General features: G+C 67.9%; 17 protein-coding genes. 12 read left to right on the top strand and 5 right to left on the bottom strand.

Features of this window, described 5'->3' with window-relative positions:
* Positions 1-7: 7 nt before the first annotated feature.
* Entirely contained in the window at positions 8-904 is an 897-nt protein-coding gene (locus tag AB0C34_RS02860; protein WP_357066825.1) for a TIM barrel protein, read from the bottom strand.
* A 250-nt stretch (positions 905-1,154) separates the two neighbouring features.
* Between AB0C34_RS02860 and AB0C34_RS02855 the strand changes: the two genes are divergently transcribed.
* Both AB0C34_RS02855 and AB0C34_RS02850 read left to right on the top strand, forming a co-directional pair.
* A complete protein-coding gene (locus tag AB0C34_RS02855; RefSeq protein ID WP_357066823.1) occupies positions 1,155-2,159 on the top strand; it encodes a LacI family DNA-binding transcriptional regulator in 1,005 nt (334 codons plus the stop codon).
* A 51-nt stretch (positions 2,160-2,210) separates the two neighbouring features.
* A complete protein-coding gene (locus tag AB0C34_RS02850) occupies positions 2,211-3,230 on the top strand; it encodes a Gfo/Idh/MocA family oxidoreductase (protein WP_357066821.1) in 1,020 nt (339 codons plus the stop codon).
* A 158-nt stretch (positions 3,231-3,388) separates the two neighbouring features.
* Here AB0C34_RS02850 and AB0C34_RS02845 read toward each other — a convergent pair whose 3' ends face one another.
* Both AB0C34_RS02845 and AB0C34_RS02840 read right to left on the bottom strand, forming a co-directional pair.
* A complete protein-coding gene (locus AB0C34_RS02845; RefSeq protein ID WP_357066819.1) occupies positions 3,389-4,042 on the bottom strand; it encodes a CoA transferase subunit B in 654 nt (217 codons plus the stop codon).
* Positions 4,039-4,785 (bottom strand): CoA transferase subunit A, encoded by a 747-nt coding sequence (locus AB0C34_RS02840; protein ID WP_357068416.1) that lies wholly within the window; start codon positions 4,783-4,785, stop codon positions 4,039-4,041. The genes AB0C34_RS02845 and AB0C34_RS02840 overlap by 4 nt, the downstream gene beginning before the upstream one ends.
* A 449-nt stretch (positions 4,786-5,234) precedes the next feature.
* On the opposite strand from AB0C34_RS02840, the gene AB0C34_RS02835 reads away from it, so the two are divergent.
* The 3 genes from AB0C34_RS02835 (at position 5,235) to AB0C34_RS02825 (ending at position 8,035) form a co-directional block, all read left to right on the top strand.
* Positions 5,235-6,014, top strand: coding sequence for an IclR family transcriptional regulator (locus AB0C34_RS02835; protein ID WP_357066817.1), 780 nt, complete (start codon positions 5,235-5,237; stop codon positions 6,012-6,014).
* A gap of 27 nt (positions 6,015-6,041) precedes the next feature.
* Positions 6,042-7,250: an acetyl-CoA C-acetyltransferase gene (locus AB0C34_RS02830; RefSeq protein ID WP_357066815.1), complete on the top strand. Its 1,209-nt coding sequence runs from the start codon at positions 6,042-6,044 to the stop codon at positions 7,248-7,250.
* Positions 7,251-7,423: 173 nt separating this feature from the next.
* Complete coding sequence (locus tag AB0C34_RS02825) at positions 7,424-8,035, top strand: hypothetical protein (protein WP_357066813.1); 612 nt, start codon at positions 7,424-7,426, stop codon at positions 8,033-8,035.
* A 105-nt stretch (positions 8,036-8,140) separates the two neighbouring features.
* Here the strand turns inward: AB0C34_RS02825 and AB0C34_RS02820 are convergent, their stop codons facing one another.
* Positions 8,141-8,533 carry a hypothetical protein gene (locus tag AB0C34_RS02820; protein WP_357066811.1) on the bottom strand — a complete coding sequence of 131 codons (393 nt, stop codon included), beginning with the start codon at positions 8,531-8,533 and terminating at the stop codon, positions 8,141-8,143.
* Between the two features lie 204 nt (positions 8,534-8,737).
* Complete coding sequence (locus AB0C34_RS02815; protein WP_357066809.1) at positions 8,738-10,081, bottom strand: MFS transporter; 1,344 nt, start codon at positions 10,079-10,081, stop codon at positions 8,738-8,740.
* 119 nt (positions 10,082-10,200) lie between these two features.
* On the opposite strand from AB0C34_RS02815, the gene AB0C34_RS02810 reads away from it, so the two are divergent.
* The 7 genes from AB0C34_RS02810 to AB0C34_RS02780 are packed head-to-tail and all read left to right on the top strand — an operon-like array spanning position 10,201 to position 16,978.
* On the top strand, positions 10,201-10,692 hold the full coding sequence (locus AB0C34_RS02810; RefSeq protein ID WP_357066807.1) for a MarR family transcriptional regulator: 492 nt from the start codon (positions 10,201-10,203) through the stop codon (positions 10,690-10,692).
* Positions 10,693-10,744: 52 nt separating this feature from the next.
* Positions 10,745-11,677 (top strand): hydroxymethylglutaryl-CoA lyase, encoded by a 933-nt coding sequence (locus AB0C34_RS02805; protein WP_357066805.1) that lies wholly within the window; start codon positions 10,745-10,747, stop codon positions 11,675-11,677.
* 25 nt (positions 11,678-11,702) lie between these two features.
* Entirely contained in the window at positions 11,703-12,455 is a 753-nt protein-coding gene (locus AB0C34_RS02800) for an enoyl-CoA hydratase/isomerase family protein (RefSeq protein ID WP_357066803.1), read from the top strand.
* The gene (locus tag AB0C34_RS02795; RefSeq protein WP_357066801.1) at positions 12,452-13,642 is read left to right on the top strand and encodes a CoA transferase; all 1,191 of its coding nucleotides are present in this window, start codon (positions 12,452-12,454) and stop codon (positions 13,640-13,642) included. Before AB0C34_RS02800 ends, AB0C34_RS02795 begins: the two co-directional genes overlap by 4 nt.
* A 2-nt stretch (positions 13,643-13,644) precedes the next feature.
* Positions 13,645-14,409 (top strand): enoyl-CoA hydratase/isomerase family protein, encoded by a 765-nt coding sequence (locus AB0C34_RS02790; protein ID WP_357066799.1) that lies wholly within the window; start codon positions 13,645-13,647, stop codon positions 14,407-14,409.
* A complete protein-coding gene (locus AB0C34_RS02785; RefSeq protein ID WP_357066797.1) occupies positions 14,406-16,016 on the top strand; it encodes an AMP-binding protein in 1,611 nt (536 codons plus the stop codon). Before AB0C34_RS02790 ends, AB0C34_RS02785 begins: the two co-directional genes overlap by 4 nt.
* A complete protein-coding gene (locus AB0C34_RS02780; protein WP_357066795.1) occupies positions 16,013-16,978 on the top strand; it encodes a nitronate monooxygenase in 966 nt (321 codons plus the stop codon). The genes AB0C34_RS02785 and AB0C34_RS02780 overlap by 4 nt, the downstream gene beginning before the upstream one ends.
* Position 16,979 lies beyond the last annotated feature (1 nt).

Here is a 16,979-nt window from a genome sequence, read left to right as displayed (position 1 = left end):
TTCTCCACTAGATTCGTGCCGAGACGGGCGCGATGTCCGCGAGATGACGCAGACTCCGTTCGGCGTCGCGGCTCGGCAGTTGCGCCGAGTCGGTCGCCCCGAGGATCGTGTCCTGCTCCATCACGTACCAGCCCCGATAATTCGCAGCCTGCACGCTACGCACCAGCGCCGCAATGTCGACATCGCCCTCGCCCAGGGGGACATACAGCCCGCGGCGCACCGCCTCGCTGTAGTCCAGCTGTCCGCCGCGCACCTGGTCGGCCAGCGCGCTGCGGACGTCCTTGAGGTGGATGTGTCCGATCCGTTCGGCATGGCGCCGCGCGAGACGCACCGGGTCGGTGCCCCCGATCAGCAGATGCCCGGTGTCCAGGCACAGATCGAGGTCGCTATCGGCGAGGAACCGCTCGACCTCGGCCGCACTCTCCACGTTCGTGCCGACGTGCGGGTGCACTACGGTGCGCAGGCCGTGCCCGGCGGCGACGTCGCGGATGGCTGCGGCAGTGTCCGTCAGCGTCCGCCATTCGGCGTCGCTGAGGTGCGGGCGCGCGTCGTACCCGTCGAGTCCGGTCGCGGCGGCGAGGACGAGGACCTCGGCGCCGGTGGCCGACAGCAACGCGGCACTGTCTTTCGCCTGCGCGATCGCGTCGTGTCGATCGCGGTGCAGCACGAGCGCGAGGAACCCGCCGACCGGGGCGATCCCGAAGGTCTCGAGCAACAGTCGCAGTTCATTCGGGTCACGCGGCAGATAACCGGGTGGGCCGAGTTCGGTGGCGGACAGACCCAGCGCGGCCATCTCCGACAGGACCGTCCGCGCGTCGAGCAGCTGCCCCCAGCCGGGAACCTCACAGACTCCCCAGGAGATCGGCGCGGCCGCGACGCGCAGCGGGTACAGCGATTCCGTCATCGGCACTTCTCCGACCTTCGATGTCGAGTTGACGCGCTCCGCAGTATTGGAGCGCTCCAACTATGTAACGCAGGTCATAGTGTGTCAAGAGTGACTACCATGCCGTATCTGCCGCCCTAACAGGCATTTCTCGCACGAAGATCGGGATCGCAGCGCACGCTACATTGAATTGGAGCGCTCTATTGATCGACGACCAACGTCGTTGTAAGGTCCACCCGGCACAGATCACCGAACGCGGAAGGACGGCGACATGGCGCGGCCCACCATGGACGATGTCGCTGAGCGCGCCGGCGTTTCTCGCGCGCTCGTTTCACTCGTCATGCGCGACTCCCCCAAGGTGAGCGAGCATCGCCGCCGAGCCGTACTGAACGCCGCGAAAGAACTCGGCTACCAACCGCACACCATGGCGCGCTCCCTGGCCAGCCGAACCTCCAACATCGTCGGTGTCATGGTCTCCGACCTGCGCAATACCTTCTTCGCCGACGTCGTCGAGGGAATGGACACCGCGGCGCAAAAATTCGGCCTCGAACTGATCCTCAACACCGGCCGCCGCAGCGCGGCCCGTGAGCGCACCGCACTGGAGAGTTTGCTGTCCTTCCGCCCCGGTGGCATCATCCTGCTCTCGCCCATCCTCCCCGCGGCCGCGATTCGCGAAGCGGCGCAACAGGCTCCGCTGGTACTGGTCTCCCGGACCAGCACCGTCGCCGACATCGACACGATCAACGACGATGGTGAAATCGGCGCGAGCCTGTCCGTCGATCACCTGGTGTCCCTAGGGCATCGGCGCATCGTGCACCTCGACGGCGGCGCCGCCTTCACCGCGGCGCCGCGCCGCAGGGGCTACCGCTCCGCCATGACGCGCCACGGCCTGGAGCCGATGGTCGTCGCGAGCGAGCACACCGACTCCGCGGGAATGGCCGCGGTACGGAAACTACTGAACCTGTTCTCCCGCGACAATTTTCCCACCGCCCTGGTCTGCGGCAACGACTTCAACGCCGTCGGAGCGATGTCCGCGCTGGAGGAATCGGGATTGCGGGTGCCAGCGGAGGTTTCGGTCGTCGGCTACGACAACACCTCGCTGGCCGCGCTGCGCCACGTTGCCCTGACCACCATCGATCAACCCCGCGTCGAGATGGGGCGCCTCGCCATCGAAGCGCTCGCCGAGCGCCTCCGTGACGGCCGCATCACGCCGGTCCGCCGCCGAGTGGAGCCCGCCCTCGTCATCCGCTCCACCACAACCGCCCCCTGCCGCTGAACAGTCCTCATCGGGCATCCGCACCCCGAGATTCCACCAGAAGGAGAGCCTATGACATCCCGGACAGCTGTCACGTTGGGACTGGCCGGAACCGGCCGGATCGGAACCTCGCACGTCGCGACCCTGCGGAATCTCCCAAACGTCGCCACGGTCTATGTCGCCGACGCCGACGCCGACCGGGCCCGCACCACCGCCACCGAGTTCGGCGTCGAGTTCGCCCCCGACCTCGACACCCTGTTCGCCGCCGGCCTCGACGGCCTGGTCATCGCCACCGCCACCGACTCCCACCCCGAACTCATCACCCGCGCCGTCGACGCGGGTATCCCGGTCTTCTGCGAGAAACCGGTCGCCGCCGACATCGAAGGCACCCTCGCCGTCATCGACCGCCTTCAGAACTCACCCGTCCCGGTCCAGATCGGCTTCCAACGCCGTTTCGACGCCGGATATCGCGCCGCGCGCGATGCCGTGGCCTCTGGTGAACTCGGCTGGCTGCACACCGTACGCGCCACCACCCTCGACCCAGCACCACCGCCCGCCGAATACGTCGCGCGGTCGGGTGGATTGTTCCGGGACTGCGGGGTGCACGATTTCGACATCATCCGATGGGTGACCGGACGCGAAATCATCGAGGTCCACGCGGTCGGCGCCAACCGCGGGGAATCCTTCTTCGCCGACGTGGGTGACGTCGACACCGCCGCGGTGGCGCTACGGTTGGACGACGGCACCCTGGCCACCGTCTCCCTGACCCGGTACAACGGAGCCGGGTACGACGTCCGACTGGAAGCGTTGGGCTCCAAGGGAAACGCCATCGTCGGCCTGGACGACCGCGCGCCGTTGACTTCGGTCGAACCCGACTACGCTCCCTCTCCCGGTCCTCGCTACGCGGGCTTCATGGAGCGGTTTCGCTCTGCGTACGCGGAAGAGCTGGCCGCCTTCACCGAAGTCGCGATCGGTGCACGCGATAATCCTTGCAGCCCGACAGATGCGCTGGAGGCGTTCTATATTGCTGAGGCGTGCGAACTGTCGCGGCGCGCGGGCCGGGCGGTGCAGGTCACCGAAGTGCGGCGCTGACCAATCCTCGGTCATGGCGGTCACCGAACTGCGCAAGAGACGTGCTCGTCGGCCGCGGCGCGCCTTTCCTGTTCACCACACCCGCTTTCACCAATGCGTTCTGCATTTCCCGAGTGCGTCCTTCGACGCGAGTTACCTGATCGAACGAATTACCCCGATCAGCGCACGGCCACAACCGGCGCATCGACCGCGATGTCGGCGCCGGTAGCAGCGCGGACCTGATCGACGCTGATACCTGGAGCGGTCTCCACCAGCACCAACCCCTGGTCGGTGACATCGAGCACCGCCATATCGGAGATGATCCGGTGCACGCAGCGCAGCCCGGTCAACGGCAAGGTGCATTGTTCGACGATTTTCGGTGCCCCGTTGCGGGAGACGTGCTCCATCATCACGATGACCCGGCCGGCGCCGTGGACGAGATCCATCGCGCCGCCCATACCCTTGACCATCGCCCCCGGGATCATCCAGTTCGCCAGATCGCCCTGCGCGCTGACCTGCATGGCACCGAGCACGGCGACGTCGACCTGGCCACCACGGATCATGCCGAACGACTGCGCGGAGTCGAAGTACGACGCTCCGGGCAATGCCGTGATCGTCTCCTTCCCCGCATTGATCAGTTCGGGATCGAGCTCCTCCTCGGTCGGGTACGGTCCAACGCCGAGCACGCCGTTCTCCGAATGCAAGACGACGGTGATGTCGTCGGGGAGGTAATTCGGCACGAGGGTGGGCATGCCGATGCCGAGGTTGACGTACTGGCCGTCCGCCAGCTCGCGAGCGACGCGCGCCGCCATCTGTTCCCGGGTCAGTTTCATGCCCGTACCGTCCTCTTCTCGATCCCGACTTCGACCTTGCCGACGTGTACCACCCGCTGGACGTGGATGCCCGGGGTGTGTACCGCGTCGGGATCCAGCTCGCCCGGCTCCACCAGGTGTTCGACCTGAGCGATCGTGATGCGGCCCGCGGTGGCGGCAGGCGGGTTGAAGTTGCGCGCGCTGCGGCGGTAGACGAGGTTGCCGTGCCGGTCCCCCTTCCAGGCATGGACCAAGGCGTAGTCGGTGACTATGGCGTGTTCCATGACGTAGGTGACCCCGTCGAAGACCCGGGTTTCCTTCGGCGGACTCGCGAGGGCGATCCCGCCCGCGCCGTCGTAGCGCAGCGGCAGCCCGCCGTCGGCGACCTGCGTGCCCACACCGGCTGGGGTATAGAACGCCGGAATCCCCGCACCACCGGCGCGCATTCGTTCGGCGAGCGTCCCCTGCGGAATCAGCTCCACCTCGAGTTCGCCGGCCAGGTATTGGCGCGCGAACTCCTCGTTGGCGCCGACGTACGAACTCGTCGTGCGGCGGATGCGATGAGCGGCCAAGAGTATGCCGAGGCCGACCCCCGAGGTGCCGCAATTGTTGCTGACGACTTCCAAGCCGGTGGCGCCTCGCTCGAAAAGCGCCTCGATGAGCACCTCAGGTACACCGACCAGGCCGAAACCACCGACCGCGAGCGAAGCACCGTCGTGGATATCGGCGACGGCCTCGGCGGCTGTGGCAATGACTTTGTCCATCACGTGACGAACACTAACCCAATGTACGCCAGATGAACAACTGTGCGTATAGCGAACACAATCTTGATTCGGACCATCGCCATCACTTACGCTGTTCGCATGGCGAAGAAACGTTCGCTTGGCGAACACGGTGCGGCGGTGCGGGCGGAGCCGAGAGGTCGTTCTCCTTTTTCCGACCGCACCGGCCTGAAGGGAAGCCCGCAGTCGCAGCTGGTGGCCTCTGCCACCGGGCTGCCCACGCCGCGGGCCGCGCAAGCGATGGACTCGACAGGCACATTGGCACCAGGCGACAAGCCGGGCTACACCCCGATCAGCTCGCCGACGCGTTCCCGAACGCCGCGATCTCTGCGGGCGTGCCGAACAGTAACCTGCCTTCGGGCTCGGAAAGCAGCGCTCGCCGACGGCATAGGCGCGGCCGCGCCCACCCGAAAGGAGCAACCGCACCGACCATGACCGAACCCTCGCCGGATTATGTGCAGTCGCTGGGCCGCGGCCTGGCCGTCATCCGCTCGTTCGATGCCGACCACCCACGGCGCACGCTCAGCGAGGTCGCCAAGGACACCGACCTGACCCGGGCGACGGCCCGACGTTTCCTGCTCACACTGGTGGAACTCGGATACGTGCGCACCGACGGGTCGTTGTTCTGGCTCACCCCGCGGGTCCTCGAGCTCGGATACAGCTTCCTGTCCAGTCTCAGCCTGCCCGATGTCACCGGACCCCATCTCGAAACGCTGGCCGAGCGGGTGCACGAATCCACCTCGGTGTCGATTCTCGACGGGGCGGACGTGGTGTACGTCGCGCGGGTACCGGTCAGCCGGATCATGACGGTCTCGATCAACATCGGCACCCGCTTTCCCGCGTTCGCGACCTCGATGGGACGGGTGCTGTTGGCCGGTCTGTCCGAGGACTCGCTGGACGACTATCTGTCCGAGGTGACCCTTTCCCCGCTCACCGGAAAAACCATCGACACGGTCGAGCAGTTGCGCGCGGAACTGAACCAGGTCCGCGAGGACGGCTACTGCATCGTCGACCAAGAACTCGAGGAGGGGTTGCGCTCACTCGGCGCCCCCGTCCACGATCGCAGCGGCGCCGTCGTCGCCGCGGTAAATATCTCGACCCAAGCGGCGCGCTATTCGATGGAAGCGGTCCGCGACAATCTCCTGCCAGCACTGCTCGAGACCACTTCGGCCATCGACCTGGACCTGGCTCGAATGCAATCCCACACCTGACATCAGGAAAGACCACGAGGAAACGCCATGCCCGAAGCCGTGATCTGTGAACCGCTGCGCACACCTGTGGGCCGGTTCGGCGGAGTCTTCAAAGATATTCCCGCGCAAGCTCTCGCCGCCACCGTGATCACCGAGTTGCTCATCCGCACCGGCATCGACGGCAGCCAGGTCGACGACGTCATCCTCGGACAGGCCTCCCCCAACGGCGAAGCCCCGGCGATCGGACGCATCGCCGCCTTGGACGCGAATCTCGGGACCACGGTCCCCGGCCAGCAGGTGGACCGACGCTGCGGATCAGGTCTGCAGGCAATCCTGCAAGCCTGCATGCAGGTCCAGACCGGTGGTAGCGATCTGGTGCTGGCGGGCGGCGTGGAATCCATGAGCCAGACGGAGTTCTACGCCACCGGCATCCGCTGGGGCGTCACCGGCGAAGGCTTCGCCTTGAACGACAGACTTGCCCGCGCTCGGGTCACCGCCGGCGGCAGAAACTTTCCGGTCGACGGCGGGATGATCGAGACCGCCGAGAACCTGCGCGCCGAATTCCAGATCAGTCGCACCGATCAGGACGCGCTCGCGGTGCAATCACACCAGCGTGCGGTCGCCGCGCAGGATGCCGGGCGTTTCGCCGCCGAGATGGTGGCGGTCGCGGTGCCGAGACGCAAACAGGAACCCCTGCTGGTCGAGTCCGACGAACATCCCCGGGCCGACACCAGCCTGGAGACGCTAGCCCGCCTGCGCCCGATCCGCGTGGGTATCGACCCGGATTCGACAGTCACCGCAGGCAACGCGAGTGGACAGAACGATGGTGCGGCGCTCTGCGTCGTCACCACACCCGAGAAAGCCCGCGAACTCGGCCTGCGCCCACTGGCCCGACTCGCCTCCTGGGCGGTGGCGGGTGTCCCACCACGAACCATGGGCATCGGCCCCGTCCCCGCCACCGAAAAGGCGCTGGCACGACTGAATCTCACGCTCGATGACATGGACGTGATCGAACTGAACGAAGCGTTCGCCGCCCAAACCCTCGCAGTGCTGCGGACCTGGAAGATCGAACCCGACGACGCCCGGGTCAATCCGAACGGCTCCGGAATCTCCCTCGGACATCCGGTCGGCGCCACCGGCGCGCGGATCCTGGCGACCCTCTTGCGTGAACTCGATCGACGCGAAGGTCGCTACGGCCTCGAAACCATGTGCATCGGTGGCGGACAGGGACTGGCCGCGGTATTCGAGCGAGTCTGACACCACATCATCGAAAACGGGCAGCCGCGATTCCTGGCCGCACCGACACCGATGTTCATCGACAGCGTGGAAACACCCCCTCGAACCTCCAGTTACCGACACCTGGATTCGACACCGCCTAAGGTCTGACTCGGTCCGCCCATCAGGGGCAGCTGAGTGGAGGGGTTCGAAGGATGAAGTTCGAGAAGATCACCGCTGCCGTTTTCATGACCATCGCAGCCGTGGGTATCACTGCAGCGACCGCCCATGCGGAGCAAGCCGTAACGGAGCGGTCGACCGCGGTGATTGCGGGGGGCACGAGTTCCGGTGTGGACCACGGAATCAACTACCAGATCACCGTTTCGCCGGTCGACAAGGTCATAGTCACCACCGTCGAGAATGGCAGGTTCGAGATCGCGCAGAACGGTGCGGTGCTGCTCGATTCCGGCGACGGCGCGGCGGTGACCGAGGTGCCGCGACAGTACGCCGCTGACGGGCGTTCGATCGCGATCGCGCAGCGGATCAGCGCGGACGGCCGCACGCTGACGCTGACACCGACGGCAGCGGACCTCGCGCAACTGAACGACATCAGTTCCTACGACCGGCTCAGGGAGCAGATCAACAAGAACCTGCCCGGCGTCGTCGGCGGTGCCATCGTGGGCGGCATCCTCGGGGCGTTTCTCATCTTGATCTGGGGGGTCAGCATCCCCGTGGGTGCGCTGCTCGGTGGACTTGTCGGCGGATACGTCATGGGCGGCCCGGAGTTCCTCGACGCCGTACAGGATTTCGCCACCGGCCAGCCGTGATCACGCGTAGGTGAAATAGGGTGTGCGGGTGCTCTCGCACCCGCACACGCACCCGGTGTGGTTGCGGGATATGCACGCCCCTACTCAGGGAGCGAGTCAGCGCCGTCAGGGCACATCCAACACACTTGCCGGAACGCCATAGGGTAGAAACCGCACCCGACGGCGATCATCGGTGTTATCGCGATGCGCGCGTAAGGCCTCGAGTTCGCTCGGGAAAACCTGGTCGACCCTGGCCTCGCCGATGTCATCAATGCTGTAGATCGCCCAGACCCCGCTGCCGGTCTCACCAGTGGTCTCCCCCTCGGATTCCGGTGGATGCGGCCGTTCCGGTTGGACGAACTGACCGAATAGCGACGCCAGCGAATTGACGCTCGCGTGATCTACGCGATCCAAATAAACGCCGGCTTTCCCTAGCAGGTCGCGGAGTTCGGTTCCCACTCCACGCAGTGCGCGTTCGAAATCTTCCGGATTGATGCCGAAAGGTCCGTTGGTTGGCATCGCAGTGCTCCTGGGGGCGAGGTGGGTACTACGTCCTCAGTGTCCTCGCCGAATGCCGACTTCGCCACGTCGACCTCGCACGTGGGCGACGCCGTCACGCTTCTCGAGTCGACAACACCGAACCGCCGAACGCCGCCCGCCCCCGATGACGTCATCGGGGGCGGGCGGCGGCTTCCTGAAGCCCTCATGATGCCGAACACCGGCTCAGCGGTGCTTCTCCTTCAGGTCGCCCGGCTTCACTCCGACCAGCAGGACGACTACCGCGAGCAGCACGATCCCCGAGCTGATGACCAATCCCAGCGACAGGCTGCCGGTCGCCGTCTTGATGAAGCCGAGCAGCGATGGTGACGCCGCGGCCGCGAACGAACCCATCGACGTCACGATCGCGATGCCGGTGGCCGCCGCGCGGTCACTCAGGTAGATCGACGGGATCGAGTAGAACACCGTCAGGCCGGAATAGTGCGCCGCTGCCATCACCGCGAGCAGGACGATCACCAGTCCGACGTTGTCGCCGGCGAATGACAGCGCCAGCATGGCCAGGGCCGCGACGATCCAGCTCGTCGCCGCATGCCAGCGCCGCTCGAGAGTCCGGTCGGAGTGCCGACCGACGACCTGCATCACGACAATGCCGAGCAGCGGCGGGATCGCCGAGAACAGTCCGAGGTTCAGCACGTCACCGACACCGGCCTCCGCGATGATCCGCGGCGTCCAGAACGACACGGCGTTGGCCAGCGTATAGGCGCCGCAGGCGCACAGGCCCAGGATCCAGACCTTCGGGTCACGCAGCGCCGAGAGCATGCCACCCTTGTGCGGCGACGTCTCCCCCTTGTCGAGCCGGTCCGCCTCGAGGTCCGCACGGACGGCGGCCTTCTGCGCCGTGCTGAGCCACTTCGCCTGCTCGGGTTCGTCGACCAGAACGAACATCACCAGCACAGCCAGCAGGATCGGCGGGATGCCTTCGACGAGAAACAGCCACTGCCAGTCCGCCAGGCCGGCGACCCCACCGAGCGCATGCATGATCCAGCCGGAGATGATCGAGCCGAGCACACCGGAGACCGGGACACCGATGAAGAACACCGCGGTCATCCGGGTCCGGCGTGCCGAAGGGAACCACCGCGACAGCAGGAACAGCGCACCGGGGAAGAACCCGGCCTCGGTCACGCCCAGCAGGAACCGCGCGAGATAGAACGTCGTCTCGTCTTGGACGAACATCGTCGCGATCGTCACCACGCCCCAGGAGGCCATGATACGAACGAGGGTCTTGCGGGCGCCGATGCGCGCCAGTAGTGCGTTGCTGGGGACTTCGAAAAGGATGAACCCGACGAAGAACACAGTGACGCCGAGCCCGTAGACAGCGGAACTGAATCCGAGATCGCGATGCAAGCCCTGCTGCGCGATGCCGATGTTGGTGCGGTCGATGTAGCTGACGACGTAACAGATCACGAGCAGCGGCATGACCCGCAAGGCGATGGTCCGGTACGTCGACGCTCGGTCGACGCCGTCCACCGGCGTTTCAGGCCGTCCAGTGACGGCAGATGATTCGGCCACGGCTAATCGACTCCTTTGTCATGCGGGGCTGTGTCGCGTGCCCCGGCGGCAGGGCAAAGTGTCTATGCCAAGTGTTGTGTTTGTCAACACTTATCCGGTGGCGGCTACGATGACCGGCTATGGCGGAACGCGTGGACGGCCGAGAACTCGTGCCTATTTCTGGACTCCTCTCCTACCGACTCTCCCGCACGTCGTCGGCAATGTCGCGCAGCGCTGCGTTGCGCTACCGGCGGGATTTCGACGTCAGCCTTGGCGAATGGCGAGCAATCGCACTCATCGCCGCCGACCCAACCTTGACCCTCAACCGGCTCGCCCGCCGCGCGGGGCTGGACAAAGCCCAAATGAGTCGCTCGGTGAGCCGGCTGACCGAGCGTGGACTTGTCGAGCGGACGGCCGGCTCGGGCCGGACCTCGCAACTCGCCCTGACCAGCGAGGGTACTCGCGTCTACCGCGGACTGATCACCGCAGCAAACGAACGGGACATGGAGTTCCTCGCCGCGCTGTCGACCGAGGAGACCGCGATCCTGAGTCGCGCACTGGACAAGCTGGCCGACCTCGCACTGGCCGTCGAGGAACGTGAGCGAGCCCACGCCACCGACCTCAACTGTTGACTTTATCAACAGATCCGCGTAGTTCTGGAGCCACCAACGAGGAGGTGGCTCGATGCCAGACGCCGTAACGATCTGCGAGTGTTTCGCCCGCGATGGGCTCCAGCACGAACCCGAGTTCGTGCCGACCGAGACCAAGGTCGCGCTGCTGGACTCGTTCGCGGCAGCCGGGTTCCGGCGGATCGAGGCGACCAGCTACAGCCATCCGGACCGGGTGCCGGGCTTCTCGGACGCCTCGCAGGTCCTCGCGGCGATCACCCGCAAGCCAGGCGTCGCGTTCAAGGCGACCTGCCCGAACCCGCGCGCGGTACGGCGCGCCGTGGACGATCTCGAAGCAGGGCATGGGGCAGAGGAACTCAGTCTGCTGGTTTCGGCTACCGAAAGTCACACCGAACGCAATCTCCGGACCACCCGCGCCGGGCAGTGGGAGCGCGTCACCGAGATGGCCCGGCTCGCCGACGGCCGGTTCCGGCTGGTGGGAGTCGTGTCGGTCGCATTCGGTTGCCCGTTCGAGGGCACGGTCGACCCCGGCCGGGTCGCCGAGGACGTGGCCCGGTTCATCGACCTCGGCGCCGACCTGGTGACCCTGGGCGACACCATCGGTGTGGCGACCCCACCGTCGGTCCGCGCGATGTTCACCCGGATCCAGCGCGCGCATCCCGGATTCCCGGTGGTCGCGCACTTCCACAACACGCGCGGCACCGGCATCGCGAACGCCGTGGCGGCGCTGGAGGCCGGGTGCCGACACTTCGACACCGCGTTCGGCGGCGTCGGCGGCCACCCGACCGGCATCCGCTACGGTGCCGGGCTCACCGGCAACGTCTGCACCGAGGACCTGGTCAGCCTGTTCGACGCGATGGGAGTCGAGACCGGACTCGATCTCGACCAGCTGGCCGCGGCGTCGGCCGCGTGCGAGGCGGCACTCGGCCGGCCGCTGAGCAGCATGGTCGCCCGCGCCGGGTTCGCCCGTTCCGCCGCCCTCGCCTGATCCCCTCCCCGATCCAGGAGATACCGTGACCGTCATCCCCGACATCGCCCGCCCCACCGCAGTGCTGCTCACCGAGGACCACGGCCCCGTCCGCGTCCTCACGCTGAACCGCCCGGAGAAGCTCAACGCTCTGAACACGGCACTGACCCGCGCGCTGAGCGACGCCCTCGCGGCCGCCGACACCGACCGCGACATTCGCGCGGTAGTTCTGACCGGCGCCGGACGCGGCTTCTGCGCGGGCGCCGACCTCGGCGAATTCTCGGAGCTGACGCCGGACCAGCCCGACGCTGTGCTGGAGCGCGCGGCGCTGACCGCCCGACTGCAGATCCAGGCGCGCCAGCTCAGCGTGCCGGTGATCTCCGCCGTGCGCGGCGTCGCGGTCGGCGGCGGCGCCGGCCTGGCGATCGGCGCGGACATGGTCGTCGCCGGGACGGACCTGCGGTTCGGCTACCCGGAACTGAAGCACTCGATCGTCCCGGCGCTGGTGATGACCGGGCTCGTGCAGCACCTCGGCCGCAAACTCGCGTTCGAGCTGGTGAGCACTGGTCGGCTACTTACCGCAGCCGAAGCGGCCCAGCACGGGCTGGTGAACCGCGTCGTCGAGCCGGACGAGGTGCTGGCTGCCGCGCTGGACATCGCCGAGCGGTGGGCCGCGGTCGAGCCGCGAGCTATCGCCGCGGCGAAGGACTTGTTCTACCGGGTGGCGGACCTGCCGACCGACGCCGCGATGCGTGCCGGCCAGGACGTCAACGCGCTGATGCGGGGGTTCCGTCAATGACCGGCCCACTCACCGGGATCACGGTGCTGGACTTCTCCCGAGTGCTCGCCGCGCCGCTGGCGACCCAGGTCCTCGCCGAGCTCGGCGCCACCGTGGTCAAGGTGGAACGGCCCAGGTCCGGTGACGAGACCCGCGGCTTCGAACCCCGACTGCCGCACGGGGAGAGCGCTTACTTCTTCGCGTTCAATCGCGGCAAGAGGTCGGTGACGCTCGACCTGAAGGACCCGCGCGGCCAGGACGTCGCCCGTCGGCTGGCCACTCGCGCCGACATCGTCGTCGAGAACTTCCTGCCCGGCGCGATGGACCGGCTCGGTCTCGGGTACGCCGACCTCTCGGCCGACAACCCGGCTCTGGTCTACGTCTCCGCGACCGGGTTCGGCCAAACCGGCCCGGACCGTACGCGCAAGGGATACGACACGGTCTTCCAGGCGCTGTCGGGTGTGATGGCGATGACCGGAGAACCTGCCGGGCCCCCGTCGAAAACCGGTATCCCGGTCGCGGACATGACATCCGGACTCTGGGTGGTGATCGCGGCGCTGAGCGGACTGGCCGGGCGTGCGGCGACCGGCCGCGGCCGCCACCTCGACGTTTCCATGATGGACGTTCAACTCAGCCTGCACGCCCTGAACGCGGCCCGACTCTTCGCGCTCGACGAGGATCCGGCGCGGACCGGAACCGAGCACCCCGGACGGGTGCCCTCGGCGGCGTTCCAGGCAGGCGACGGCGAATGGCTGCACATCAGCGGGAGCGACCAGCACTGGGTTCCGCTGTGCACGGTCCTCGGGCTCGACGACTTGGCCGCGGATCCGGTGCTACGCCACAACTCCGGGCGCGTCGAGCAGCGGGCGCGGGTCATGAAGGCGCTGCGTGGCGCGATCGCCCAGCACGACCGTGACGCACTGGTCAAAGAGCTGTGCGCGGCCGATGTACCGGCCGGCGCGGTCCGCTCGGTGCGGGCGGCACTGGCCGATCCGCACGCTGTGGCACGCGGTGTCGTCGGCGAGTTCACGCACCCGACCGAGGGGCTGTTCCCTGCTCTGCGAACGCCGTTGCGCGAGACTGCCGGGGATCCGCCGCCCGTCGGTGTGCCACCGATGCTCGGCGCCGACACCGAAGATGTGCTGGCGGGCCTGGCCGGGCTGACCGCCGAAGAGATCGAGGGCCTGCGGGCCGCAGGGGTGATCTGACCATGGACGAACCAGTGCGCGTGCGGCTCGAGGTAGCCGACGGGATCGCGCGAGTCGAACTCGACCGGCCCGAGGCACGCAACGCCGTCGACCTGCCGATGTGCCGGCAGCTGCGCGAAACGTTCGAGCAGATCGACGCCGACGAGGACGTCCGCGTCGTGCTCCTGAGCGCGCGGGGGCCGGTGTTCTGCGCGGGCGCCGACCTCAAGGAACGCACCGGCAAGGACGCCGCCTGGGTTCGGCGACGCCGAGTCGCGTCCTTCGCCGCATACGCCGCCATCGAGCAATGCCGTCGACCGGTGGTCGCTCTGGTCCAAGGCGCGGTCGTCGGCTCAGGCGGCGAAATCACCTGTGCCGCGGACTTCGCCATCGCGGCCGAAGGCACGGTTTTCCGCTTCCCCGAACCACATTGGGGCACGGTCGGCGCGACGCAGCGCCTACAGCGGGTGATCGGCAAGCGCCGAGCCAAGGAACTGCTGTTCACCAACCGCACGCTCGACGCCGACGAGGCCGCCCGACTCGGCATCGTGACCCGCGTCGTCCCGCCCGGCGAACTCGCCGACGTCGGTGCCGAAACCGCCCGCAGCATCGCGAAAGCCCCGCCACTGGCCATCGCGCTGACCAAGCGTGCCGTCGACCTGGGCGCGGAGACCGACCTCGACCGCGGTATCCGGATCGAGATGGCCGCCATCGAACAATGCCTCGCCGACGGCGGATGGCGCGACGGTATCGCCCGCTTCGCCGCCGGGAACGGAGAAGAAAAGTGATCGAGCTGCGCGACGCCTGTCCCCTCACCACGCACGAAGCGCTTGCCCGTGCGGCACTGCTCGCCCCGGACGTCGAGGCCGTCGTCACAGCGGACGAGCGGATCACCTATGGTGACCTCGCCGCGCGGGTCGAGCGCGTCCGTGGTGGGCTCGCCGCCGCCGGTATCGGCCGCGGCGACCGCGTCGGAATCTGCCTCGGCAACGGCCCGGACTGGGTCGCACTGTTTCTGGCCATCGGCTCCGCCGGCGCGGTCGCCATACCGGTCAACACGCGGTTCACCGCCGACGAAGTGCACTACACGCTGGCCCACGCCCGAGTCAGCACACTGTTCGTCGCCCACCGCGTACTGAACGTCGACTTCACCGCCCTGCTCGGTGAACTCGGCATCGGCGCCGACGGCGCCGACACCCTGCCCGACCTGAAGTCGGTTGTCGTCCTCGGTGACGACGTACCCGCGTATGCCACCGCCTGGACGGACTTCCTCGACGCAGGCACCGGCCGCATCCCGGCACCCGTCGCGACCCCCGACGACGAGCTGCTCGTCCAATACACCTCCGGCACCACCGCACGACCGAAGGGCGTCCTGCTCACCCACCGCAACATGTGCGCCGACGCGTTCTTCTCCGGCGCACGCATGGGCCTGCGCGTCGGCGACCGGTTCCACTCGGCCCGGCCGTTCTTCCACGTCGCCGGCAGCACGTTGTCGGTGCTGGCGTCATTGCAGCACGTCACCACCCTCGTGACGATGCCGAAGTTCGAGCCCGGCGAAGCCCTGCGATTGCTGGAAGCCGAGCGCTGCACACATTTCTCCGGCAACGACACCATCGCGTTGCTGCTGCTCAACCACCCCGACCGCGCCCGCCGCACCCTGCACCTGCGTGGCGCCTGGGTAGCCGCCTCGCCCACCGTGGCCCGCCGGGTCATCGATGAGCTGGGCGCCAGGGAGTGCGTCGTCGGCTACGGCCTCTCCGAAGCGTCACCGAATGTGGCCCAGTCGGCTTGGTGGGAGCCCGAGGAGATCCGCGCGTCCGGCGCGATGGCGGTCCAGCCCGGGGTCGAAGTCCGGATCCGCGCGTTGGACGACATCCGGGACTGCGCTCCCGGCGAGCCGGGGTCGGTCCTGGTCCGCGGCTGGAATGTGATGGTGGGTTACCTCGACGACCCGGTGAAGACCGCCGAGACGATCGATGCCGAGGGCTGGCTGGCCACCGGCGACGTCGGCACGCTCGACGAGACCGGCCGGTTCCACTTCGTCGGCCGGACCAAGGACATCATCCGCGTTGGCGGAGAGAATGTCGCGCCCGCCGATGTCGAGGACACCCTGCACCGGCACCCGCTGGTCCGGCAGGCAGCCGTGGTCGGCGTCCCGGACGCTCGGCTGGTCGAGGTGCCGTTCGCCTTCGTCGTCCTCACCGCGCACGGCGTCACGGAGGAGGAACTGCTGGCGTGGGCGCGCGAGCGGATGGCCGGCTTCAAAGTCCCGCGGCACCTGCGCATCGTCGACGGCTTCGAAGACATCGGGATGACCGCGAGCTCGAAGGTGCAGAAGAACCGGCTCGCCGAGCATGCCCGCGCGTTGCTGGAACAGGCCGGGGTGGACGCGTGACCCGCATCGTGACTCCGGTGACCGACTTGCTCGGCACCGATCTGCCGATCGTGCAGGCCGGCATGTCCTGGGCCTCGTCCTGTTCGACGCTGCCGCTCGCGGTCAGCAACGCGGGCGGTCTCGGCGTCGTCGCGGCCGGCCCGATGCGGCTGCCCGACCTCGAACGCACCCTGGACGAGATGGCCGCGGGCACGGACCGTCCGTGGGCGGTGAACCTCCCGCTGTACCGCGCGGACGCGGACAAGGTGATCGACCTGTTGCTCGAACGTCGTCCCCCGGTGCTCATCGCGTCCCAGGGCGGACCGCGGCGATACCTCGGTCGATTCCATGCGGTCGGCACCCGTTGTTTGCACGTCGTCGCCGGCGTCGAACACGCCCGCAAGGCCGCCGACGCGGGGGTCGACGCGCTGGTCGTCGTCGGCGCGGAGGCCGGTGGACACCCGCCGCCGGCGATGGTCGCCACGCAGGTTCTCGTGCGCGCGGTGACCCGCGCGGTCGCGTCCGTACCGGTGATCGCGTCCGGCGGGGTCGCCGACGGCGCCGGGCTCGCCGCGATGCTCGCACTCGGCGCCGGCGCCGCCCAGTTCGGCACGCGATTCCTCGCCAGCACGGAGGCGACCGTCCACGACGCCTACAAGCGTGCGGTGCTCGACGCGGGGGTCGACGCCACCCGCACGGTCGGGCACGGCCTCGGTGTCATCCGCGCTCTCGGCAACGACTTCACCGCGCGCATGCTCGAACTCGAAGCGACCGGAGCCGAAGAAGCGTTGCGCCGCAAGATGTTCCAGGCATCGACCCTGAAAGACGCCGCGCTGTACGGTGATGTCGCCGAGGGCAAGGTCGAGGCCGGCCAGTCGGCCGGGCTCATCGATTCCGTCCTGCCGGCGGCCGACATCGTGGCCCGGATCGTTGGCGAATACCAGTCGGCGCTGGCTGGCTTGCCGCCGGTCATCGACGCCTGAA

The sequence above is a fragment of the Nocardia sp. NPDC049220 genome (assembly GCF_040647855.1).
Lineage (GTDB): Bacteria > Actinomycetota > Actinomycetes > Mycobacteriales > Mycobacteriaceae > Nocardia.
This window is presented reverse-complemented; position numbering and strand designations above follow the sequence as displayed.